A 23,620-nucleotide genomic window follows, 5' to 3' on the forward strand; every position below is an offset into this window, starting at 1 on the left:
AAGTGTCCGGCAGTCGCGCTTGCAGATGGCGGTGCAAGTCGCCGATCTCGACCTGCTCGATGTCAGTGAACCACGCAACCAGACGCCCGTCGCGTACCAGTACCACGCATTCGCGGACCGCGTCATGAGCGCTCAACGCGGCTTCGATTTCGCCGAGTTCAATACGCACACCGCGCAGTTTCACCTGATCGTCGTTGCGCCCCAGGTATTCGATATTGCCGTCGTCCAGCCAGCGCGCGAGGTCACCGGTGCGGTACATGCGTGCGTGCGGCTCGTCACTGAACGGGTCGTCGAGGAACTGCGCAGCGGTCAGTTCCGGACGATTCAGATAACCCCGTGCAACCCCGGCGCCGCCGACATACAACTCGCCTTGCACACCGGCCGGCACTGGCTGCTGCTGGCGGTCCAGCAGATAAATCCGCGCATTGGCGATCGGCCGGCCAATGTGCAAAACCCGCCCGGGCTCGATGCGCCCGGACGTCGCCACCACCGTGGCTTCGGTCGGGCCGTAGTTGTTGATCACATCGAACGTCTGATCTCGCGGGAACTGGCGCAATTTATCGCCACCGATCAGCAATGTGCGCAGGGTCGGATGGCCCAATTCACGACTGAAGGCATATTCGGCCACCGGGGTCGGCAGAAAGCTCACCTGCAACGGCTGCGCGCGCCACCACTCGAGCAGTTCGTCGAGGTGTTCATTGCCGATCGCGGACGGTGGCAGATGCACGGTCGCGCCGACGCACAACGCCGGCCAGACTTCCCAGGCCATGGCATCGAAACCGCAACCGGCGACGCTGGCGGTGTGGCTGCCGGCGTGCAGATCAAAGGCTTCGGCGTGCCAGTGCACGAGGTTTTCCAGAGTGCGGTGCTCGACCATCACGCCTTTCGGCTGCCCGGTAGAACCCGAGGTGTAAATCACGTAGGCCAGATTCGCCGGGGTCAGCCTCGACAGTGCCGGGTTGGTGTCAGGCAAGTGCCGCCAGTCGTTGGTGCTCAGATCAATCACGGGTACAGCGCCAAGCAGGTCGCGCGTCGACGCCTGCGCCAGCACCGCGATCGGGTCGCTGTCCTGCAACAGGTAGGCAATCCGTTCTGGCGGATAATCCGCATCGATCGGCACGTAACCCGCGCCGGCCTTGAGAATCGCCAACAGTGCGACGAGCATGTCCGGCCCGCGACGCAGGCACAGCGCAACACGGTCGTCGACTTGAACGCCGAGGCCAATCAAGTGATGGGCGAGACGATTGGCGCGCTGATTCAGTTCGCGGTAGCTGAGCTGTTGCTCGCCCTGCACCACCGCCAGCGCCTCGGAATGCGCCGCCACTTGTGCTTCGAACAGACGCGGCACGGTCTGCGCGGGCGGATATTCACGACCACTGATGTTGAAACCGACCAGCACCCGTTGCCGCTCGCCCGGCGACACGATCGTCAGTTGCTGCAACGGCGCCTGCGGTGTGTACTCCAGCGCCGTGACCAGACTGTGCAAGGCGGTTTGCAAGTAGTCGCAGACCCGTGCGCCATCCACCTGCGGCACCGCTTGCACGCTCAAGCGGAAACCTTCGCCAAGGTCGTCGACACTGACCACCAGCGGATAATTGCTGCGCTCGCGCGAGCTGAGAATCTGCACGCCGTCCCACATGACAGCCGCCGATTGCGGCGCACTGTGGCGGTAGTTGAGCAAAGTGCTGAACAGCGTCTGCGAACCAGCGACACCACTGCAACGCTGGGCCAGCGCCAGCGAGGCTTGCTCATGGCCGAGCAACTGCGCCAGACGCGCATGGGTGGCACGCACGCCGCTCTCTACCGAATCCACCCCGACGCTGACGCGCAACGGCAAGGTGTTGATGAACATGCCCAACGCCCGATCAGCGCCCTCTCCGCCCTGCATGCGCCCTAGTAACACGGTGCCGAACACCACGTCTTGCTGGCCGGAAACCTGCGCCAAGACCTGAGCCCAGGCCTGATGCACCAGACTCGCGACGCTGACACCCAGCCGCCGTGCCTGCTCACGCAGACGCTGGCCAAGGCTGGCGTCCAGCTCGAAATGACTGTCGAGGATCGCGCTGCCGTCGCCGTGCACGTCCTGCAAACCGAAGGCCACGGTGGGTTCGTCAATGTCAGCAAGCATCTCGCGGAAGAAGACTTCATGAGCCTGATCATCGGCACCGAGCCGCGCCTGCGCGACGAAATTACGGTACTGCACCGGCGGCGGCAGGTCGCTGCTGCGGCCGAGCATGACGTCGTTCATTTCCGCGACCAGCACTTCCAGCGCGGTGTGATCGAGGACGATATGGTGCAGCAGGAGAATGCCGATCCAGCGGTTGTGCGGCTGATCTTCGGTGTAGACAAAGCGCATCAGCGGCGCGCGATTGAGGTCCAGACGGTAGTGGCGCGGATCGAAACGCGCCTGCATCTGTTCCAGTACATCGCCGTCGAGTTCATCGGCATCGACGCGTTCCAGCGCCAGTGCTGCTTCACGACAGACCACCTGTACGGCTTCTTCGAGCCCCTCCCAAACGATGCCGGTGCGCAGAATGTCATGGCGTTTGATCACGCCGTTCAAGGCACGAACAAAGTCTTTGATCTGCGCCAGACCGTCGAAGGCAAATTGCGCCTGTAACACATACGGATCACCGGCGCTGGTGGCCAGATGGTGATAGAGAATCCCCGCCTGCAACGGCGCCAGAGCATAGATATCCTGCACATTGGCGATGCCACCCGACACAGTTGCAACGACACGGTCGATCGCTGCTTGATCGAGATTGGCCAGCGGCAGCATCGCCGGAGTAATGCGCGTGCAACCCGGTTCGATCAGGTTGTCGGGAACGACGATGACGCGTTCGCTGCTCAGGGTCGCCGCCAGCGCTGCCACGCTCGGCTGACCGAACAGTACGCGCACGTCACAGTGCAGATCCTGTTGGCGCATGCGTTCGATCAGCTTCACTGCCAACAGCGAATGACCACCGAGTTCGAAGAAGTTGTCATGGCGACCGACCTGCTCGACACCGAGTAACGTCTGCCAGAGTCCGGCAATCAGGTTTTCCACGGCACCAACCGGCGCTTCGAAACCACGCCGGGCGAATGCATCGCTGTCCGGTGCCGGCAAGGCTTTGCGGTCGAGCTTGCCATTGGTGGTCAGCGGCAAAGCGTCCAGACGCACGAAGGCGCTCGGCACCATGTAGTCAGCCAACACCGCCAACAGATGATCACGCAATTGCGCCACATCCGGCGCCGCACCTTCGTCGGCCAGCCAGTACGCGACCAGACGCTGATCGCCGGGGCTGTCTTCGCGAGCGATCACCACAGCTTCGCGCACGCCTTCGCAAGTAGACAGGCGCGCCTCGATCTCGCCCAGTTCGATGCGGAAACCGCGAATCTTCACTTGATCGTCGTTACGCCCCAGGTATTCGAGGCTGCCGTCCGCCGCCCAACGCGCAAGGTCGCCGGTTTTATACAAGCGCGCACCGGCGTTTTCGCCAAACGGATCATTGATAAAACGCTCGGCCGTCAGTGCTTCGCGATTCAGATAACCGCGCGCCACCCCGGCCCCGCCGACGTACAACTCGCCAATCACGCCGACCGGAACCGGTTCGCGCTGCGCATCGAGGACATACAGTTGCAGGTCGGGAATGCGCACGCCAATCGGGCTGACGCCAAGCAACTGCGCGTCGGCGGCTTGCAGCGGTCGATAGGTCACGTGCACGGTGGTTTCGGTGATGCCGTACATATTGACCAACCGTGTTCCGGCATTGCCGACCCGCGCATACCACGGCTTGAGCAGCCCCGGCTCCAGCGCCTCACCACCGAAAATCACTTCCCGCAGGGAGTGCTGTAATTGGCTGCGGCCCTGGGCGGAGATCAGTTGGCGGAATGCGCTCGGCGTCTGGTTGAGCACGGTGACGCCGGTTTCGCACAGCAGCGCATAGCAGTCGTCCGGCGAGCGGCTGACGGCTTGCGGGATCAACAGCAGTTGCCCGCCGAACGCCAGCGCGGCCCAGATTTCCCAGACCGAGAAGTCGAACGCGAAGGAATGGAACAGCACCCCGATGTCTTGCTGGTTGAACTGGAACCAGTCATGGGTGGCAGAAAACAGCCGCGCCACGTTGCGGTGCTCGACCATCACGCCTTTGGGCAGACCGGTGGAGCCGGAGGTGTAGATCACGTACGCCAGATGCGCCGCCGTCAGCTCGGGAATCTGCGGATTGCTCTCGAGTTCGGCCTTGAGGTGAGCGCTGTCGAGGTCGATCTGCGGCACCTCGAGAGCGGCCACACGATCGCGGGTCGCCGCCTGCATCAGCACCGCCGCCGGGGCGCTGTCCTGCAAGGTGAAACTGATTCTGTCCAACGGATAGGCCGGATCGATCGGCACGTAACCGGCGCCGGCCTTGAGTACACCGAGCAGGCCGATGATCATTTGCGGGCCGCGCTCAACGCAGATGGCGACACGGTCATCGGGGCGGATGTTCAGCGCCAGTAAATGATGGGCGACCTGATTGGCGCGACGATTGAGTTCGCCGTAGCTGAGCGTCTGCCCTTCAAAGATCAACGCCGTGGCGTCAGGTCGGGCCTGCGCATGGGCTTCGAATTGCTGGTGGATCAGCGTGGTTACAGGGAACTGCGCCAGCGGCAAATTGCTGCCGTGCAGCAGGTGTTCGCGTTCGCTGGCGGGAAGGATTGTCAGCTCTTGCAGCGCCACATCAGCGGTGGATTGCAGGGACGCCGCCAGACTTTCCAGCGCCGTGTTCAGGTACGCGGCCATGCGCTCGGCGCCGAGCGCTACATCCGCCAGCGCGGTGATGCGCAAGTCTGCGCCGAGGTCATCGATGTTGATCGTCAGCGGGTAGTTGGTGCGCTCACGCGCGCCGAGCACCTGCACACCGGGGGCAATGTCGACCACGTCCGCGACTTCTTCGACGCTGCTGTGCCGGTAGTTGAGAATCGCGCTGAACAGGGGCGTCGGCACGGCCACTGCGCTGCAACGTTGGGCCAAGGCCAGCGAGGATTGCTCGTGCGCCAGCAGCGCGGTCAGGCGCCGGTGGGTTGCCAGCACGCCGGCACGCACACTTTGCTCGCCGACATCAACGCGCAGCGGCAAAGTGTTGATGAACATGCCTAGCGCTTGTTCGCCGCCCTCGCCCGCGTCCATGCGCCCCAGCAGTACGGTGCCAAACACCACCGCCGTGCGCCCGGACAATTGCCCCAGTACCCGCGCCAGCGCCAGATGCGTCAGGCTCGCGACGCTCACGCCGAGCTGCCGCGCCTGCTCGCGCAACTGCCGGCTCAAGCGGCTGTCGAGCATCAGCGATGCTTCCTCGATGGCGTGGCCATCGCCCTGCACATCCTGCAAGCCACATGGCAGTGTCGGCTCGTCGATATCGGCGAGCATTTCGCGGAAAAATGCTTCCTGCACCTGCTCGTTACCGGCACTGCGTGCCTTGGCCAAGTGATCGCGATACGGCACCGCCGCTGGCACTTGCTCAGTCTGCCCGAGCAGACAGGCCTGAATTTCCCGGCGCAGCACATCCAGCGCCACGTGATCCATGATCATGTGATGAAACAGCAACAGCGCAACGACACGGCCCTGCGCAGGATCCTGCGCAGGATCCTGCGCATAGACCATGCGCAGCAGTGGCGCTTGCTGCATGTCGAGGCGGAAGTGCTGCGGGTCGTGGCGTTCGAGCAGTTGCGTGAGCACGTCTCGGTCGCTGTCGACGGTAATTGCCTGACACACCAGCGGCGCCTCGCGCCAGACCACTTGCACCGCCTCGTCGAGGTACTCCCAGACAAATGAGGTGCGCAAAATATCGTGGCGCTTGACCACCCAGCGCAGCGCCTCAGCAAAGGCGTCCAGGCGTTGCTGGCTGTCGAACACGAAGCGCGCCTGCGAGATGTAAGGGTCACCGGCAGCGGCCGAGAGGTGGTGATACAGCATGCCCTCCTGCAACGCAGACAGCGGATAGATGTCCTGCACGTTGGCCGCGCCGCCCGGCACCGTGGCGACGATGCGGTCAAGGGTGTCCTGATTCAGCTTCACCAGCGGCAGCATGTCCGGAGTGATGCGAAACGCAGGGCTCAGCCAGTCACCGCCGTGTTGGGCGACCAGCTCCAGCAGTTGCGCCTTGTGCGCCGAGAGGCTGTCCCACAACGCGTCATCCAGCGCGTCGTCGCTGCCCAGAATGACCAGGTCTTCATCTTCCTGTTGAAGGCGGATCGCATGGGTGGAAATAACAGCCATCAGTTCGCTGAAATGCATGAGGTAACCTGCTGTAAATACGGAAAAAAGGAGCGCGCAGCAGCGAGTCCGTGCACGCGGCGCGCAGCCTGGAAAAACTAAAACATCGGGGCGTGGGTGTCTGACATGGGAAGCGGGGACAAGCCGCCGGCGTGAGCACCGCAAGCCCCCTGTGGGAGCGAGCCTGCTCGCGAAAGCGGTGGGTCAGTCGACATCATCATTGAATGAACCAACGCTTTCGCGAGCAGGCTCGCTCCCACAGGGTTTGTGTCCGAGGATCAGAGACGGCGCTTGCGATTGAGGCTCGGGATGGTGGTCTGGGCGATCTCGACCTGCTTGGCCTGCCGCGAGGTCTGTGCCGCCAGCGCGGCCAGCGTCGGCTGGCTGAACAGCGTGCGCGCATCGACATGCAAACCGGCCAGACGCATGCGCGCGACCAGACTCACCGCCAACAGCGAATGCCCGCCCAGCTCGAAGAAGTTGTCGTGCCGCCCCACCTGCTCGACGTTGAGCACCTGCGCCCAGATCTGCGCCAAGGCTGTTTCCACGTCACCTTCGGGTGCCTCGTAAGGACGACTGAGCAGCGCCTCCGCTCCCGGCTCCGGCAACGCCTTGCGATCGATTTTGTCGTTGGGCGTCAAAGGCAACGCCGCCAGCATCACGTAGGCACCGGGCACCATAAACTCCGGCAACCGCGCCAACACATGCGTGCGCAACGCTTCCAGCGTGGGCGCAGTGACCTCGGCCCGTACGCTGTAATAAGCCACCAGCCGCTCATCGCGCACCAGCACCACCGCTTCACGGAGGGCCGGGTGTTCCAGCAAGCGCGCCTCAATCTCGCCCAGCTCAAGACGCACCCCGCGCAGCTTGACCTGAAAGTCATTGCGACCGAGAAACTCGAGATTGCCGTCAGCGCCATACCGCACCAGATCACCGGTGCGATACAAGCGATCACCGGCCACGAACGGACTGTCGATAAAGCGTTCGGCCTGCAATTGCGGCAGGCCCAGATAGCCGCGCGCCACGCCCACTCCACCAATGTGCAAATGCCCGCTCACGCCAAACGGCACCGGCTGATCGCAGGCATCGAGCACATACAGGCGCGTGTTGCTCAGCGCCTTGCCGATCGGCACCAGTGTCGGCGGCACCGGCTCGCCGGGCTCCAGGGTCCAGCCGCTGCTGTCGACCGTGGTTTCGGTCGGCCCGTAGACGTTGTGCAGGCGCACCCACGGCAGGCGCTCGCGCACTTGCCGAGCCAGCGCAACGGTCAACTCGCCGCCACCGTTGAGCACATCGGTAAGGCTGGTGCACTGGCTGACGTCGTCCTGTTCGATGAACTGCTGCAACAACGCCGGCACGAACTTCACCACAGTGATGTTCTGTTCGCGGATCACTTGCGTGACATAAGCCGAATCGCGATTGCCATCGGCCCGCGCCAGCACCAGACGCATGCCCGAGCACAGCGGCCAGAAGATCTCCCACACCGAACTGTCGAAACTGTACGGGGCCTTTTGCAGCAGCGCCCCGTGTTCAGTCGGCGGCGACAACTGCGAACCCCAGTACACCATGTTGCAGGCGCTGCGGTGCTCGATCATCACGCCCTTCGGCGTACCGGTGGAGCCGGAGGTGTAGATCATGTAGGCCAGATTCGTCGCGCCGAGGCCCGGCACATGAGGATTGAGGTGCGGCTGGTCCTGCCAGGCGCCGAGGTCGAGATCGATCAGCGGCAGGCCGGGTTCGCCGAGCAGGTCACGCGTCGCGGCATGCACCAGCAGTGCAACCGGTGCGCTGTCCTGCAACATGTAGTTCAGGCGTTGCAGCGGATAATCCGGATCGAGCGGCACATAAGCACCGCCCGCCTTGAGAATGCCAAGCAGACCGATCACCAGTTCCGGCCCGCGCTCGACGCAGATCGCAACCCGAGAATCCGGTTGTACGCCGAGCCCACGCAGATGATGGGCCAGGCGGTTGGCCTGCTCATTCAACTCGCGATAGCTCAGGCGCTGTTCGGCGAATTGCACGGCGATGGCATCCGGTTTGCCCTGCACCTGTTGTTCAAACAGCGCCTGAAGTGGCTGGTCCATCGGGCAGTCGACGGCGGTGGCGTTGAACTCGATCAGCAACCGTTGCAGTTCTTCCGGTGGTAACAACGGCAGGCTATTCAGCGGCCGCTGCGGCGTGGTCTCCAGCGCTTCGACCAAACCGTTCAGCGCCGACTGCACATAACTGCAAATCCGTTGCGCGCCGATGTTCGACAAAGTTCGGGTGGTCAGGCGCAAGCCTGTGCCGAGGTCATCGACGCTCAGGGTAAACGGGTAATTGGTGCGTTCCTCGTTGGCCAGAGTCTCGATGCCCTGCCAGGTTTGCCGGGAGGTTTTTTGCTCGACGTCATCGCTGTGCCGATAGTTGAGCAAGGCGCTGAACAGCGGCGCCGGCGCAGCGACGCCACTGCAACGCTGAGCCAGCGCCAAAGAGGCGTGCTCATGGGCGAGCAACGCTGTCAGGCGGGCATGCGTGGACTTCACCGCCGCGCGTGCGCCTTCGCCGACATCGACCCGCAGCGGCAAGGTGTTGATGAACACCCCCAGCGCCCGGTCGGCCCCCGCGCCGCCCTGCATGCGCCCCATCAACACCGTGCCGAACACCACGCTTGGCTGGCCGGATGTCGCCGCCAACACTTGCGCCCAGGCGAGGTGGATCAGGCTGGCGACACTCACGCCGGCCAGACGCGCCTGCTGCTGCAAGCGCTGATAGAGACCGCTGGCCAGGGTTTGCTCGGCTTCTTCGATGTTGCTGCCGTCGCCCTGCACATTCTGCAAAGCGAACGGCAAGGTCGGCTCATCGATGTCAGCGAGCATCTGGCGGAAAAACGCCTCATGCTCCTGTTCACTGACACCCAATCGCGTCTGCGCCACATAGTTGCGGTATGGCACCGGTGCCGCCAGCGGTTCGCCGCTCCCGGACAGGCAGGCGTGGATTTCTTCGCGCATGGCCTCCAGCGCAATGTGATCCATCGCCAAATGATGGAACAACAAGATGCCGACCACCCGGTTATGCGCAGGATCACGGGCATACATCAGGCGCAGCAGCGGTGCCTGACTGACGTCGAGGCGATAGCGCCGTGCGTCGAAACGCTGGTGCAATTGATCGATGATCTCGCCGTGGGCAGGATCCAGTTCGACCTCCTGCACCGGCAGAATTGCCTCGCGCCACACCACTTGAACCGGTGACGTCAGCCCTTCCCAGACCACCGCCGTACGCAGGATGTCGTGCCGCGCCATGACCTGACGCAGCGCAGCGGCGAAGGCCTCGACCCGTTCAAGACTGTCGAACGCCAGCAGTGATTGCAGCAGATACGGATCGCCCTGCGCGGCGGTGATGTGGTGATAGAGAATGCCTTCCTGCAACGGCGCCAACGGATAGATGTCCTGCACATTGGCGGCACCGCCCGGCACGGTGGCGACGATACGCTCGATCATTGGCTGATCCAGTTGCACCAGCGGCAGCAGCTCAGGCGTGATGTGCGTGCAGTCGGCAGGAATGCGGTTGGCCGGCACCTCGACCTCGCGGCCGCTGCCCTCCGCTGCAGCCAATGCGGAGAGTGTCGGCTGGCTGAACAGCACGCGAACATCGCTACTCATGCCGATCTGGCGCATGCGTTCGATCAAGCCCACCGCCAGCAACGAGTGCCCGCCCAGCTCAAAGAAGTGGTCGTGACGCCCTACCCGTTCGACTTGCAAGACCTCGGCCCAGATCTGCGCCAGCGCGATTTCGACATCACCTTGCGGCGCCTCGTATTGACGACGGATCAGCGCTTCCGGCCCCGGCGCCGGTAAGGCCTGGCGATCAAGCTTGCCGTTGGCGGTCAGCGGCAGCGTCGCCAGGCGGATGTAGGCGGCCGGCAGCATCGCGGCTGGCAAACGCGATGTCAGGTGAGCGTGCAAGTGCAGGATGTCCAGCGCTTCACGCTCGGTAAACCACGCCAACAGTTGGCCGTCACGCACCAGCACCACGGCTTCCTGCACCGCAGCATGGCTGGCGAGTGCCGCTTCGATTTCGCCCAGTTCGACACGCACACCGCGGACTTTCACCTGGTCATCGTTGCGACCGATGTACTCAAGATTGCCGTCGGCGCGCCAACGGGCGAGATCGCCGGTGCGATACATACGCGCATCCGGCTGTGCACTGAACGGGTCGTCGAGAAAGCGTTCGGCGGTCAGCTCCGGGCGATTCAGATAACCCCGGGCAACCCCGGCGCCGCCGACATACAGCTCGCCGATGATGCCGATCGGCACCGGGCGCTGCTGGTCATCGAGCAGATAAGCCGTGGCATTGCTCAGCGGTTTGCCGATGTGCAACGCCTGCCCCGGGGTAATCAGCCCCGAGGTGGCGACCACCGTGGCCTCGGTCGGCCCGTAATTGTTGACCACCGCAAAACCCTGCGCACGGTTGAACTGGCGCAGGCGATCACCGCCGATCAGCAAGGTGCGCAAGGTCGGGTGATCCAGTTGTTTGCTGAAGGCATATTCGGCAATCGGCGTTGGCAGAAAGCTGACGTCCAGCGGCTGCGCACGCCACCAGTCGAGCAGCGCGTCGATGTCTTCGCTGCCTTCGCTCGCGGGTGACAAATGCACCGTCGCTCCGGCACACAACGCCGGCCAGACCTCCCAGGCCATCGCGTCGAAACCGAAGCCGGCGAGGCTCGAAGTGTGCTGCCCGAAGCTGAGCCCGAATGCCTCGCAGTGCCAGTCGAGCAGATTGCCCAGCGTACGGTGCTCGACCATGACGCCTTTGGGCAACCCGGTTGAGCCTGAGGTGTAAATCACATACGCGAGGTTGCTCGTGTTCAGCTCCGGCACGTCGGGATCGGTCAAGTTATCGAGCGACCATTCGCGCCGATCAAGCTCGATCACTGGCAGCGCTGTGGCGGGCAAGCGATCACGCAGATCGCTTTGCGTCAGCAACGCCACCGGAGCGCTGTCGCTGAGCAGATAACTCAGGCGCTCGGGCGGATGCGCCGGGTCGATCGGGACATAAGCGGCGCCAGCCTTGAGAATCGCCAGCAGCCCGACCAGCGTCTCCAGGCCTCTGCGGGCAACGATCGCAACCCGGTCATCGGGCAGTACGCCGAGGCCCAGCAGATGATGAGCCAACGCATTGGCTTGCCGGTTCAGTTCGGCATAACTCAGGGTTCGTCCCTGATACGTCGCGACCACGGCGTCCGGTTGTTCGGCCACTCGGGATACGAATCGCTGATGAATCAGTGGGCCTTGCGGATAACTGACGCGGGTGTTGTTCCACTCATCGAGCAGGGCCAGTTCTGCCGGGCTATTGAGGTTGAAATCGGCGATCGCGAGTTCCGGGCATTCCAGACCCTGCTCCAGTATCAGCAACAAGCGCTCGGTGAACGACGCGATCTCGTCAGCCGTGAAATAGGCCGGCGAGTACACCAGATGCAACCAGGCCTTGTCGGTGTAACGGTTGCTGCGCAGGTGAATGGCCAGCGGAGTCGCCTCGTGCTGGTTGGAGACCTTGACCGAGTGTCCCGACGCCTCACCGTAGCGATAATCATGGTCGTCCTGTTCGTAGGACACCGACAGCTCGAACAGTTGCGCGCGGTCTTCACGCAATAGGCCGAGCGCGCGGTTCATCTCGCTCAGCGGGTAGCGTTGATGACGAAAATCCTGCTTCAGACCATCGCCGATTGCCTTGATCAATTCAGCGAATGACATCGCTCGACCGAAGCCCATGCGCATTGCACTGACCTGGGTGAACAAGCCCAAAGTGCTTTTGAAGCGGGCGCCGGAGCGATTGAGAATCGGCAAGCCGACCACCCACTCGTCACGCTGGGCGGTACGACTGAAATACACATGCAGCGCCGCCAGCAAGACATGAAAGGCCGAGCCACCGAATCGTCGCGCGCAGTCTTTCATGCGCTCGTGCAGCACGGCAGGAAAAGCCTCGACGTGGATGCGGCTTGGCGCCGATTCAGCGTCGAGGGATTCGTGATGGCGGGACGTCAACAAGGGCTCGGGAAGGCTACGGTACTTGTCCAGCCAGTAGCGTCGATTGCGTTCATAGCGGAGTGACTGATGGTAGCGCGCGTCATCTTCGATAAAGCCGACATAGGACGGTGCCGCCCTGCGCGGGCGCTCGCCACGGCACAACGCGCTGTAGATCTCGCCCACCGACTTGAACAGCAGCGCGAACGCCCAGCCATCGATGATCAAGTGATGGGCCTGGGCTGCCAACCAGTGGCGATGGCGATCGAGGCGAATCAGACAGAAGCGGAACAACGCTTGCCCGCTCAATACAAAGGGCAGCGCCATCTGCGCTTCGACCAGCGCCCGCGCCGCCGACTGTGGGTCGGGGTGGCCACTGCAGTCATACAGCGGCATGGCCACGGGCAGCGCCTGGGCAAAACCTTGCAACGGCAGCCCGTCGCGACCAACGTCCGCTCGCAGAACAATGCGCAAGGCATCATTGGCTTCAACCAGAGATTCAAGCGCCGATTGCAGCAATGCCGGATCCAGCGGCCCGCTCAGTTCGACGTAACCGCCAATGTTATACAGCGGCGAATCTCCGCGGCTCAGTTGGTCCAGCCAGATATCCCGTTGAGCGGCAGTCAGCGCGAATGTCTCGACAGGCACGGACAGATCGTCCGCCACGTTGGCAGAAGTAGGCTGCATAAGATCCTTCTCATGTAATTTTGCCCGTATTCAAGCATCGGCCCCCGCGCCGACATGACACCTGAAACCCGGACAACCACCACCCTGATAGGCGCCATGGGCGTGGTTATCGCAGGCAACATCTAAAAATTCGGAGAGGAAATACTGAAAAGCTTGTAGGAAAAAAACCACATACCAGCGCCGCCATTTGCCCGAGCGCTGCCGATCAGAATTGACCATCGCCCGGGTTTTCGGGGCTTGAGCGTGACTGAACAGTCACGCTCGCCGATATGCCAGTGATCAACACCGTCAGAACCCCGGCGCCAACAATCAGAAATAGTGGCACTTTGTGTCCCCGATTTCCCCTACAGACGTAGGACAAATCCATAGGCTTAAATCCCGCTCCAGATCGTGTTCAAGGAGAAATGACGGCGTGGGTGGCTTTTGCATAATCGGCAGACGATTCAGTGATGGTTCTGAACCAGGGATGACAAGGATATGAATCTGAGCGGCAGTATTCGCAATATGGAAAACCCACACTTCTACTGGCAACTCGGTGAGCTGATTGCCAGTACCGGCGATGATCACTTCGCCACGAACATGTTCCAGTTGGTCGACACGCTGGTGCCGGTCAACCGGGTAGATCTCAGTGAGTGGACGCTGGATGAGCGTCAGGCCAGCGTGGTCGACATCAAACCGTTGGGCAGCGCCGGTCTGACGCAGACCTGTGCACCGGCCGATCCGCTGGAAAGCCCCGACCACCATCCGTTGTTGCAGAAAATGATCGAGATGAACGACTCGCTGCTGATTCAGTTGCGCGCCTCGCTGCAGCCTCGGCATCCGCAACACAGCGCCCACCAGTGCAATCTGGTCTCGCGCACGTCCAACCGCCGTTGCGTGATTTCGTTTTACCGACCGCATACGCAACGGGTGTTTTCCCTGCCGGAGCTGTCGTTTCTCAAAAGCCTGTCCGACACCCTGCTGCCACTGATCGAACGCCACGCACAGATCAGTCGGCAAATCCTCGCCCGGCAACCGCGCCAACCGTTGGCCGAACTGGATCAGGCGCCGCTGGCACAGGTGTTCGATGAGCGATTGGCGCTCAGCGACATCGCCTTGTCGGTGCGTGAGAAAGAAGTCTGCCTCGGCCTGTTGACCGGCGGCACCGTGCCGCAAATGGCGGAAAAGCTGCGGGTGAAAAACAGCTCGATCGAGACGTATCTCAAGCGCGCCACCGCCAAACTCGGCGTCAGTGGCCGCCATGGTCTGGCGAAATGGATGGCCGGGGCCTGAGCACAACGCTCTTTATATGCATGAGGCAGTTCGATGTTGACGTTGCGACTTTCCCTGCTGTCCATCGCGGTGCTGATGGGCGGTTGTTCATTGATTCCTGAGTATCAACGGCCCGTTTCACCCAGTGCCGCGCAGTATCCGACAGCAACGCAAGCGGCCACGAGCAACGAGGACTGGCGCACGCTGTTCACCGACCCGGCGCTGCAACAGCTGATTGAAAGCGCCTTGGTCAACAACCGCGACCTGCGCGTGGCGGCTCTCAACGTCGAAGCCTTTCAGGCGCAATACCGCATTCAGCGCGCCGACCTGCTCCCGGCGGTGTCCGCCAACGCCAACGAGTTACGCCAGCGGATGCCACCGAGCGTGACCCAGGGTAAAGCGCTGATCAACTCGACGTACTCGGCCAACCTCGGCATCAGCGCCTATGAACTGGACTTCTTCGGTCGCGTGCGCAGCCTCAGCGAACAGGCGTTGCAAACGTGGCTGGCCACCGAACAAGCGCGGCGCAGTGCGCAGTTGAGTCTGGTGGCCAACGTCGCCAACGCCTACCTGACCTGGCGCGCCGATCAGGAACTGCTGGAACTGACCCGCGACACCCTCGCCGCCGATGAGCAGAGCCTGCACCTGACCACGCGCAACCGCGAGGCTGGCAAGTCGTCGGCGCTGGAGCAGGCCCAGGCGCAGACCAGCGTCGACAGCTCACGGGCCAATCTGGCGCGCTACCAGCGGCAGGTCGCGCAGGACTTGAACAGCCTGACGTTGCTGGTCGGCGCGCCAGTGCCCGAGGCCCTGCCCGGCCGTCCGCTGGCCAGCGATCTGGTGCAACAACTGCCCGCCGGGCTGCCTTCGGATCTGCTGCAACGGCGCCCGGACATTTTGCAGGCCGAATACAAACTAAAAGCCGCCAACGCCAACATCGGCGCGGCGCGGGCGGCATTTTTCCCCAGTGTCAGCCTGACGGCGAATGCCGGCACCTCCAGTCGTGACCTGTCCGGACTGTTCGGCGCGGGCTCGGGCGCGTGGACCTTTCAGCCGCAGATCAGCCTGCCGATCTTCAACGCCGGCAGCCTGCGCGCGAGCCTGGATTATTCGAAGTTGCAGAAAGACGTCGCGGTGGCCGAATACGAAAAAACGATTCAGACCGCCTTTCAGGAAGTCGCCGATGGTCTCGCCGCACGCAGCACGTATCAGCAGCAATTGCAGGCGCAGCGCGATCTGGTCCAGGCCACGCAGACCTATTACAACCTGGCGCAGAACCGTTATCAGAACGGTGTCGACAGTAGCCTGACGTTCCTCGATGCGCAGCGATCGCTGTTCAGTTCGCAGCAAGGTCTGATCACCGATCGCCTCGCGCAACTGGTCGCCGAGGTGAATCTGTACACCGCGCTGGGCGGCGGCTGGAGCGCTGAGGATTCGCGGGTGCAGTGAGTCCGTCGTCACTTTTTCTTACACCTTTTGTCGCTCGATCCTGTGCCGCGCGGCGATCCGTGGCCGGCGTCTGCCTGCAGTTTGGTATCATGCGCCGCTTTTACGGTTAACCCCCTGCCAGTCCTGCTGACTGACGGGCTGCAAAAGGCGGTATTAGATGACGGCTTTGTTGACTCGCCGCAAGGTGCTTGCGGGAATGGGCGTGCTCGGGCTCGGCCTGCTCGCCGGCTGCGACACCCGCGGCCAACTGTCGTACAAGTACGGCAAGGATCTGAGTAACAAGATCATGGGACGTACCTTCAAACTGAAGAACACCGACGGCGAAACCATGACGCTGTCGAGCTTTCGCGGCATGATGCCGATGGTGTTTTTCGGCTTCACCCAGTGCCCGGCAGTCTGCCCGACCACCCTCGCCCGCGCGGCCAAAATCAAGAAGCTAATGGGCGCTGATGGCGACCGTTTGCAGGTGATTTTCATCAGCCTCGATCCCGAGCGCGACACGCCGGAAATCCTCGACGCCTACATGAAAGCCTTCGACCCGACCTTCGTTGCGCTGTACGGCACGCTTGAGGAAACCGCGGCCACGGCCAAGGAATTCGACGTGTTCTACGAGAAAGTCCCGGCCGGCGACACGTACACCATCTCGCACACCGCCACCAGTTACGTTTACGACTCCAACGGCGGCTTGCGCCTGGGTCTGTCCACCTCGCTTTCGGCAGAACAATGCACGGAAGATTTGCTTACTGTTATGGAGGTTTGCTGATGCAACCTGTTTTGAACCACCTCAAACGCGCTGTCATCGGTCTTTCTCTGCTGGGTCTGGCATTCCAGGCGACCGCAGCGACCAAAATCGATGACGCCTGGGTCCGTGCCACCGTGCCGACCCAGTCCGCCAGCGGCGCGTTCATGACCCTCACCGCCGACAGCGACAGCAAGTTGCTCAGCGTCGCGACGCCAGCGGCCAAAGACGTGCAGATCCACGAAATGACCATGAAGAACGACGTCATGAGCATGGGCCCGGTGAAGTTCGTCGAGCTGCCGGCCGGCAAAGCCGTCAAGCTTGATCCGAACGGCTACCACGTGATGCTGATGGGCCTGACCGGTCAGCTGAAGGAAGGCGAAAGCGTGCCGCTGACCCTGACCGTGGAAAACGCCAAGGGCGAGAAAGAAACCATCGAAGTCAAAGCGCCGGTTCGTGCGCTGACCAACATGGAAGGTCACGATCACAGCAAAATGCACTGATCTGACTGAGCGGCAATAAAAAAGGGGCGGCCTGATCGATGATCAGGCCGCCCCTTTTTTGTATTTGATCTGCGCAGTATTAACGCTTGCGGGCCAACGCCTTGCGTACGCTTTCCCGTGACATCCCCGAGCCGGAACGGGTCACGGTTTTATCTATGGGCGCCTTGGCCAACTGTTCCTTGCGTTGTGCCACCTGACGCCAGTGGTAAGCGAAATATCCGCCCGCCACCACAATCCCCAGCCAACCGAACACCGAACTGACGAAGAACCACAGCGCCAGTGTGATCCACACGGTTTTCGAGTTGAACAACTTCAGACTGTCATCGGCAGGCAGCGATTCAACCGGTTCAATCGCTGCCTGCGTCACGGGTACTATGTGCACGCCATCCAGATCAATGCGCCAAGCGAAGTCCGCGCCGGCCACCGGAATGTCTAGCTGATTGCCTTCAGCACGATGCACCCGAATTTCGCCATCGACAAGCGACATGGAGCTGAAACTGATCTGGGCTTCATAGTGAATCTCGCCGTTGACCTGGGTCACGATCGTTCGTTTTTGGTCAATGGGGGTGTCGCGCATGTCGATTCCTTGAGCGTTGCACGTCGGACGACGTGCGAAGGGATAATCCGTTGGGCTCGAATGCTACTGAGTGGTTATTACGCTGTCCAGAAGGCGTGCTTTTAAGTTACTGACCCAGGCGAAAATCTTCCGGCATGAGTCTGTTCGAGGCTACCAGACATGATGGAAAGCATGCTTTACATCGGACAAATCTTCGGCGACCATGTAAAGGGTCTTTTACATAGGAAGTAAAGAATGAACCGCTACTACCTCGAATTGGGCGCAGCATTAATCATCTACATGCTGGTGCTGACAGCCTCATTGATTGCCTCGCAATACCTGATGGACGCCCCCATCGTGCTGCGCTCGGCCGTCGCACTGACGCCGGTCATTCCGGCGGGACTGATGTGCTGGGCCATCGTGCGCAACATGCGGCGCATGGACGAAATGCATCTGCGCATCCAGTTCGAAGCCTTGGGTTTTGCCTTTGCCGCCTCGGCACTGCTGACCTTCAGCTACGGTTTTCTGGAAAACGTTGGCGCCCCACATATCCCGTGGACGTGTGTGTGGCCGGTGATGGGGCTGATGTGGATTGTCGGCCTGCACATTGCGCGGCGCCGCTACCAATGAAAAACCGCCTCAAGGAATTACGCGCCGAGCGCAAATGGTCGCAAGTCGATCTGGCTGAACGCCTGAGCGTGTCGCGTCAGACGATTAACGCTATAGAAAACGAACGCTACGACCCGAGTCTGCCACTGGCCTTTCAGATTGCCCGGGCGTTCGAGTTATCAATCGAAAGCATTTTTGATGATGGCATGAACTGAAACGCTCCCCTCGCGTCCTCGCTACTTGCAAAAACGGACTACGCTCGGTGACACCACAGCATTGCGTGGCATCCGTTTTTCTATTGTCAGCGAGGACGACAACATGAGTCCCTTTGGCCCGGTTTTGAGCTTTCGCGGTATTCAGAATCAGAAATACTGTGTATCTGCCCTGCTGGTGCAAGACCTCAACGCACCGGCACCCACTACGCAGGTCGCGCAGGCACACAATCCGACGATCAAACGGATTGCCCGGATTCCTTTGATCAAACCGCGCATGGCCGTCTGGCGACTGGACATGCAGATCCAGCAAAGTAAAACGCAGTTGAAGATCGACTATGACTTGGGAGATGTGTCGGGCTCCTTTCACGTCCCGCCTCTGGATCAGGCTCCCCGCATCGCTTACACCTCGTGCAACGGTGTGTCGGACGTCAAATACCTGAATTCGCTGGCAGATCGCTATGCCGAACGCTGGAGTCATCTCGCGCAGACCCACAAACAAGCCGAGTACCATCTGTTGGTCATGGGAGGCGATCAGATTTACAGCGATGAACTGTTACAGACTCAAGGCCCCTTGAATGAATGGTACAAACAGTTCTCCTGGAATCGCGATGACACTCTGTGGACTGACGAAATGGAGATTCAGGCAGACGAGTTTTTCGCCAGTGTTTATCCGCGATACTGGGCCAGACCTCAGATACTGAACATGCTCAGTAGCGTTCCGACCCTGATGATGTGGGACGATCACGACATCATCGACGGTTGGGGATCCTATCCCCAGGCCCTGCATGAAAGTCCCGTACACCAGGGGCTGTTCCGCATTGCCAGTTATTATTTTCGTCTCTACCAATTACAGGTTGACGAAACCGAGAGCCGCCCGGGAGCGATTACTCGTCAAGGGCATACTTTCGCTTTTGAAGGCCTCGGTGGCCTCGCCATTGTCGTTCCCGACCTCAGGTCTGAACGTGCGCCCGACATCAAAGGCAGAAACGGCCAGCTCAAACAGCCCACGCAAATCATGTCGCAAAAAAGCATCTCGCAGATGTTTACCTGGATCAAAAGCCTGACGGTCAGCAAACCTTCACACCTGCTGTTCATCTCCAGCGTTCCGGTATCGTTCGTCAACCTTGCGCTGCTTGAGGCCCTGATCGGATGGATTCCGGGGGAGATCGGGCCGGAGGATGATTTCCGGGACCATTGGCGCCATCAGCCGCACAAAAACGAGCGTAAGCAACTGATCAATGGATTGCTCGATTTCGCCAAGTTGGCGAAGTGCAAAGTCACCATTGTCTCCGGGGATGTGCATGTAGCGGCCGCCAGCGTCATTCGTTCGGCCAACCCCCGGCATATCGACAATGGTGCAGAAGTCATCCATCAGCTGATTTCAACCGGCATCGTCCATCCTCCTCTGCCTGTGCTGACGATCAGAAGCCTGGAAACAATCACCGGTACCCGGGAAAAGATCGACACCGACCTTACTGCCGAGATGCAAGCCATTGGATACGACGGAAATTGCCTGATTGCCAGTCGTAACTGGCTGTCCGTCGAGCCAGATAAAAGTTCCGACGGGCGCAATCGGTTGTGGGTGAAATGGCACGTCGAGGGGCACGATCACCCCATTACGCGACTGATCGAGCCTGCCGGTTGAGTTCCGGAAATCCCCTGCACCGGGCCGGGTTCTTCAGCTACCGGCCCCACCATGCGCCTCTTCAAAGAAGTAATCCTTCCAGCTGTCGGCCTTGTTCTTCAGCACGCCCAGTTCCTGCAATTTCTCGGCATAAATAAAGGTGCGCTGCGGCACCACGGTGAAATCGATTTCCGGGTCCTTGACGATTTGCTCGACCAGAGCCAGCGGCAACTTCGACTGTTCGACACGAATGTACGCCTGAGCCGCCGCCGGTTTGTCGGCCTTGATGATTTTCTCAGCCTCAGCCAAAGCGTCGTAGAACGCCTTGTAGGTCTTCGGGTTTTCGTCGTGGAATTTTTCCGTGGTGTAGAGCACGTTGAACGTCGCCTGGCCGCCGAGCACGTCGTAGGAACTCAGCACTTTGTGCACGTTGGGATTCTGCAGAGCCTGATACTGGAACGGTGGGCTGGAGAAGTGCGAGTTGATTTCCGAGCCGCCGGCAATCAGCGCCGCCGTTGCATCGGGGTGCGGCAGGCTGACTGAGATGTCGTCGAACTTTTTGTATTGCGCGTCACCGAACTCCTTGGCGGTTTCGATCTGCAAGGTGCGCGACTGGAAGCCGACACCGGCGGCAGGCACGGCAATGCGGTCCTTGTCGGTGAAATCCTTGAGCGTCTTGATGTTCGGATTGTTGGTCAGCAAATAGTTGGGCATCGAACCCAGCGCGGCGATGGCTTTGACGTTCTGTTTGCCTTTGGTGCGATCCCACACGGTGAGCATCGGCGGTACACCGGCAGACACCACGTCGAGCGATCCGGTGAGCAGCGCTTCGTTCATCGCCGTGGCACCGGAAATGCTGTTCCAGTCGACCTTGATATCGAGGCCCTGCTCCTTGCCGTGTTTTTCGATGAGGTTCTGATCGCGCACTACATCGAGAATCAGGTAACCGATGCCGAATTGCTGGGCGATGCTGATCTTGCCTTCAGCCTGAGCGCCGGTGCTGAACAAAGCACTCGCCGCGAGAGAAGCGGCCAACAGAGTCAGTGCGGAACGTTTGAACGGTGTGGCCATGACAACCTCGCAGCATGGGGTGGTTTGCTGAAAGGCCTGACTTTATCGCTATAAAAAACAGAAATTAAATATCTTTATCGCATATCGATAGCACGGGTTGTTGAGCGAACCGAGGCGGCGGGCTTTTGATTCTAAGGTTTGAAAAGATCGCAGCGTTGCGCAACTCCTCCATTGGATACCGGTGATGGTTTGGTGGCTTAAACAGCCTGAAACAATAAATCCGTCGGTGGCAATATCGCCGATTGCCGTTTGACCCGAGGGCCGGTCAGGGCTGCAGACGCGACATCACCTTTGAAAGCTCGCGCACCAGCGCCTCAGTTGAGCGTTTAAAAGGGCGATCAGACAGCCCACCCTTGGTATCATCGCGCACACTTTTATGACGATTTAATGGCTGGAAGGTCTTTTTTGTGAGCGCTCTTTTTAACCGGTTGCGGCAGCCGCATGCCCGCCTCTTTTCGTTGATCTTTCTCGTGCTGATTGTGCCGGTGTACCTGCGTGCGGCACTGGGCTGGTCAACGCCGCTGGGCTATGTGTCGGATCTGGCTATCGGCAGTCTGTTGGTGGTTTTGCTGCATCGCCGTGCCTGGTGGCTGGCCTTGCCGGTGCTGGTGTTCTGGGGCTTGCTGGCCGTGGCGACCGCTGAACTGGTCAGCGCCGTCGGGCGCCTGCCGACGCCTTCGGATATTCATTACCTGATCGATCCGCAGTTCGTGGAGAACTCCACGGGTGGCGGGCTGGCGCACCCGGCGCTGGGCATCACCTTGCTGCTGGCTCTGATGTTCTGGCTGCTGGCCCAATTTGCCGGCCGTGGCATGCCGCGTCCGCCCCTGCCCCGAGCGGTCTGGGGTGCGCCGCTGGTAATGTTCGCCGCGCACTGGGGCGCGCAAAACCTGTGGCCGAGCGAAGCGGATCCGTGGCGCCAGTACAACCTGCCGCACCAGTTGCTGGCGACTGAAGTGGCCGATCTGCAGATTCAGGCCGAGGAATGGCTGGACGGTGACGTCGAAGAACCCGCGCCGGCCATGGCCGGGCTCACCGACGTCGACCTCAATGGCCACAAACTGCTGGCCGCGCCGGGGCAGGCGCGCAATGTGCTGGTCATCGCCCTGGAAGGCATTCCCGGTGCCTACATTCGCGCCAACCGCGAAGCCATCGGCAGTCATTATCAGGAAGACCTGATGCCCAACCTCAGCCGCTGGGCCGAGCGCGGCATGAACACCCCGGATTACGTGCTGCATACGCACCAGACCATTCGCGGTTTGTACTCCATGCTCTGCGGCGATTACGACAAGCTCAACAACGGCACGCCCAAAGGCGTGGAGATGCTCACCCTCAACGAGCGCAATCAGGCCTGCCTGCCGGCGCAACTGCGTGAGCACGGCTTCAGCACGCACTATCTGCAAGGTGCCGGCCTGCGCTTCATGGCCAAAGACAAGATCATGCCGCACATCGGTTTCGATGCGACTCATGGCCTGGAGTGGTTCAGCAACAGCAACTATCTGGAGTTCCCGTGGGGCAAGGATGACAAGGCCTTCTTCGAGGGCGCGCTCGATTACGTCGGCCAACTGAAAAAGCAGAAACAGCCGTGGATGTTGACGCTGCTGACCGTCGGCACCCACCAGCCCTACTCCGCACCCGAGGAGTATCTGGAGCGCTACGAAACGCCGAAACAGGCCGCTGTCGGTTATCTCGACGATGCGCTGCAACAGTTCCTCAGCGGCCTCGAGCGTCAGGGCGTTCTGAAAGACACCCTGGTGGTGATCACCTCGGACGAATCCCACGGCATCGACGGCGTGCGCCTGGCCTCGTCGTGGGGCTTCAATCTGACCCTGGCACCGGAGCATGAACAGCTGCCGCGACTGAACAAAGGCGTCTACGGTCACGTCGATCTGAGCACCTCGATCCTCGACTACTTCGACCTGCCGGTGCCTTCCGCGCTAAGCGGTCGTTCACTGTTTCGCGACTACGACAGTGGCCGCGAAATCATGTCGTTCACCAACGGCAAGCTGCGTTATCACAACGGTCAGGGGATCTTCTCCGAGTGCGACATGCCGCGCCGCTGCCGCTACTACGAAAGCGCCGGCTTCATCGCCGAAAGCGCCACGTACAAAGGCAACTACAGCGGCCACCCGGCCCGGCAGATCGCTGCTCGCGCCAACGCCCTCGACCTGTCGCTGCTGCGCACGCCGCTCAATCATCGTTATCAATTCGGCAGCACCAACGTCATCCCGCTGCAAGCGCAGATCAAGGATGACTGGGCCGACAACCTGATCGGCGCGCAGTACCTGGAAATGCCCAAAGGCTCGCACACCCGCGTGCGTCTGACCGTACGTTCAGTCGATCCGCAACAGGCAGCGTACATTCAGCTCAAGGCCAAGGAGTTTGAACAGGACGTGCAGATCGGTCTGCCGCAGGAGATGGTCGCAACCGCCGAGCAGCCACTGGAAATGAACTTCAGCTTCGACAACCCGCAAGAGCGCAAAGCGTTTTCTTTCCATTTGCTGGGGTATGGATTGGGCGCAGTTGAAGTGACGGACTTCAGTGTGATCACTGAATTGCCGGGGCAAGAGGACATTCTTGACGACGTGCCGGAGGATGACACCGCCCAATCCACCTGATCACGCCCGTGTCGGAGCTGCCGCAGACTGCGATCTATTGCTTTTAAAATAGAGATCAAAAGAT

General features: G+C 61.0%; 12 protein-coding genes (1 of these 12 only partly in view). 8 read left to right on the plus strand and 4 right to left on the minus strand.

Annotation, left to right across the window (positions count from 1 at the left end; all coding sequences use genetic code 11):
- Positions 1 to 6,253, minus strand: the 5' end (the start) of a protein-coding gene (locus CCX46_RS17795; RefSeq protein ID WP_127928527.1) for a non-ribosomal peptide synthetase. 6,776 nt of this gene lie to the left of the window's left edge; 6,253 of the gene's 13,029 nt are visible here — the first part of the coding sequence; it begins with the start codon at positions 6,251 to 6,253; its stop codon lies beyond the left edge, outside the window.
- Between the two features lie 257 nt (positions 6,254 to 6,510).
- The gene (locus tag CCX46_RS17800; RefSeq protein WP_127928529.1) at positions 6,511 to 12,921 is read right to left on the minus strand and encodes a non-ribosomal peptide synthetase; all 6,411 of its coding nucleotides are present in this window, start codon (positions 12,919 to 12,921) and stop codon (positions 6,511 to 6,513) included.
- 477 nt (positions 12,922 to 13,398) lie between these two features.
- Here CCX46_RS17800 and CCX46_RS17805 point away from each other — a divergent pair, with 477 nt between their 5' ends.
- The 4 genes from CCX46_RS17805 (at position 13,399) to CCX46_RS17820 (ending at position 16,863) form a co-directional block, all read left to right on the plus strand.
- Positions 13,399 to 14,193 carry a helix-turn-helix transcriptional regulator gene (locus CCX46_RS17805; protein ID WP_127928531.1) on the plus strand — a complete coding sequence of 265 codons (795 nt, stop codon included), beginning with the start codon at positions 13,399 to 13,401 and terminating at the stop codon, positions 14,191 to 14,193.
- A gap of 33 nt (positions 14,194 to 14,226) precedes the next feature.
- Entirely contained in the window at positions 14,227 to 15,621 is a 1,395-nt protein-coding gene (locus CCX46_RS17810; protein WP_127928533.1) for an efflux transporter outer membrane subunit, read from the plus strand.
- 157 nt (positions 15,622 to 15,778) lie between these two features.
- Positions 15,779 to 16,384 (plus strand): SCO family protein, encoded by a 606-nt coding sequence (locus CCX46_RS17815; RefSeq protein WP_008079652.1) that lies wholly within the window; start codon positions 15,779 to 15,781, stop codon positions 16,382 to 16,384.
- Positions 16,384 to 16,863: a copper chaperone PCu(A)C gene (locus CCX46_RS17820; protein WP_127928535.1), complete on the plus strand. Its 480-nt coding sequence runs from the start codon at positions 16,384 to 16,386 to the stop codon at positions 16,861 to 16,863. Before CCX46_RS17815 ends, CCX46_RS17820 begins: the two co-directional genes overlap by 1 nt.
- Positions 16,864 to 16,942: 79 nt before the next feature.
- Here CCX46_RS17820 and CCX46_RS17825 read toward each other — a convergent pair whose 3' ends face one another.
- Positions 16,943 to 17,440, minus strand: coding sequence for a hypothetical protein (locus CCX46_RS17825; RefSeq protein WP_127928537.1), 498 nt, complete (start codon positions 17,438 to 17,440; stop codon positions 16,943 to 16,945).
- 234 nt (positions 17,441 to 17,674) lie between these two features.
- Between CCX46_RS17825 and CCX46_RS17830 the strand changes: the two genes are divergently transcribed.
- From CCX46_RS17830 to CCX46_RS17840, 3 genes are all read left to right on the plus strand, one after another.
- Positions 17,675 to 18,049, plus strand: a complete 375-nt coding sequence (locus CCX46_RS17830) for a hypothetical protein (protein WP_127928539.1) — start codon at positions 17,675 to 17,677, stop codon at positions 18,047 to 18,049.
- Positions 18,046 to 18,243 (plus strand): helix-turn-helix transcriptional regulator, encoded by a 198-nt coding sequence (locus CCX46_RS17835; protein WP_093430734.1) that lies wholly within the window; start codon positions 18,046 to 18,048, stop codon positions 18,241 to 18,243. The genes CCX46_RS17830 and CCX46_RS17835 overlap by 4 nt, the downstream gene beginning before the upstream one ends.
- A gap of 103 nt (positions 18,244 to 18,346) precedes the next feature.
- Entirely contained in the window at positions 18,347 to 19,888 is a 1,542-nt protein-coding gene (locus CCX46_RS17840) for an alkaline phosphatase D family protein (protein WP_127928541.1), read from the plus strand.
- A 33-nt stretch (positions 19,889 to 19,921) separates the two neighbouring features.
- Here the strand turns inward: CCX46_RS17840 and CCX46_RS17845 are convergent, their stop codons facing one another.
- Positions 19,922 to 20,938 carry an ABC transporter substrate-binding protein gene (locus tag CCX46_RS17845; protein ID WP_127928543.1) on the minus strand — a complete coding sequence of 339 codons (1,017 nt, stop codon included), beginning with the start codon at positions 20,936 to 20,938 and terminating at the stop codon, positions 19,922 to 19,924.
- Positions 20,939 to 21,345: 407 nt separating this feature from the next.
- Between CCX46_RS17845 and CCX46_RS17850 the strand changes: the two genes are divergently transcribed.
- The gene (locus CCX46_RS17850; RefSeq protein WP_127928545.1) at positions 21,346 to 23,556 is read left to right on the plus strand and encodes an LTA synthase family protein; all 2,211 of its coding nucleotides are present in this window, start codon (positions 21,346 to 21,348) and stop codon (positions 23,554 to 23,556) included.
- The last annotated feature ends 64 nt before the right edge of the window (positions 23,557 to 23,620 follow it).

The organism is Pseudomonas sp. RU47 (assembly GCF_004011755.1).
Taxonomy (GTDB): Bacteria; Pseudomonadota; Gammaproteobacteria; order Pseudomonadales; family Pseudomonadaceae; genus Aquipseudomonas.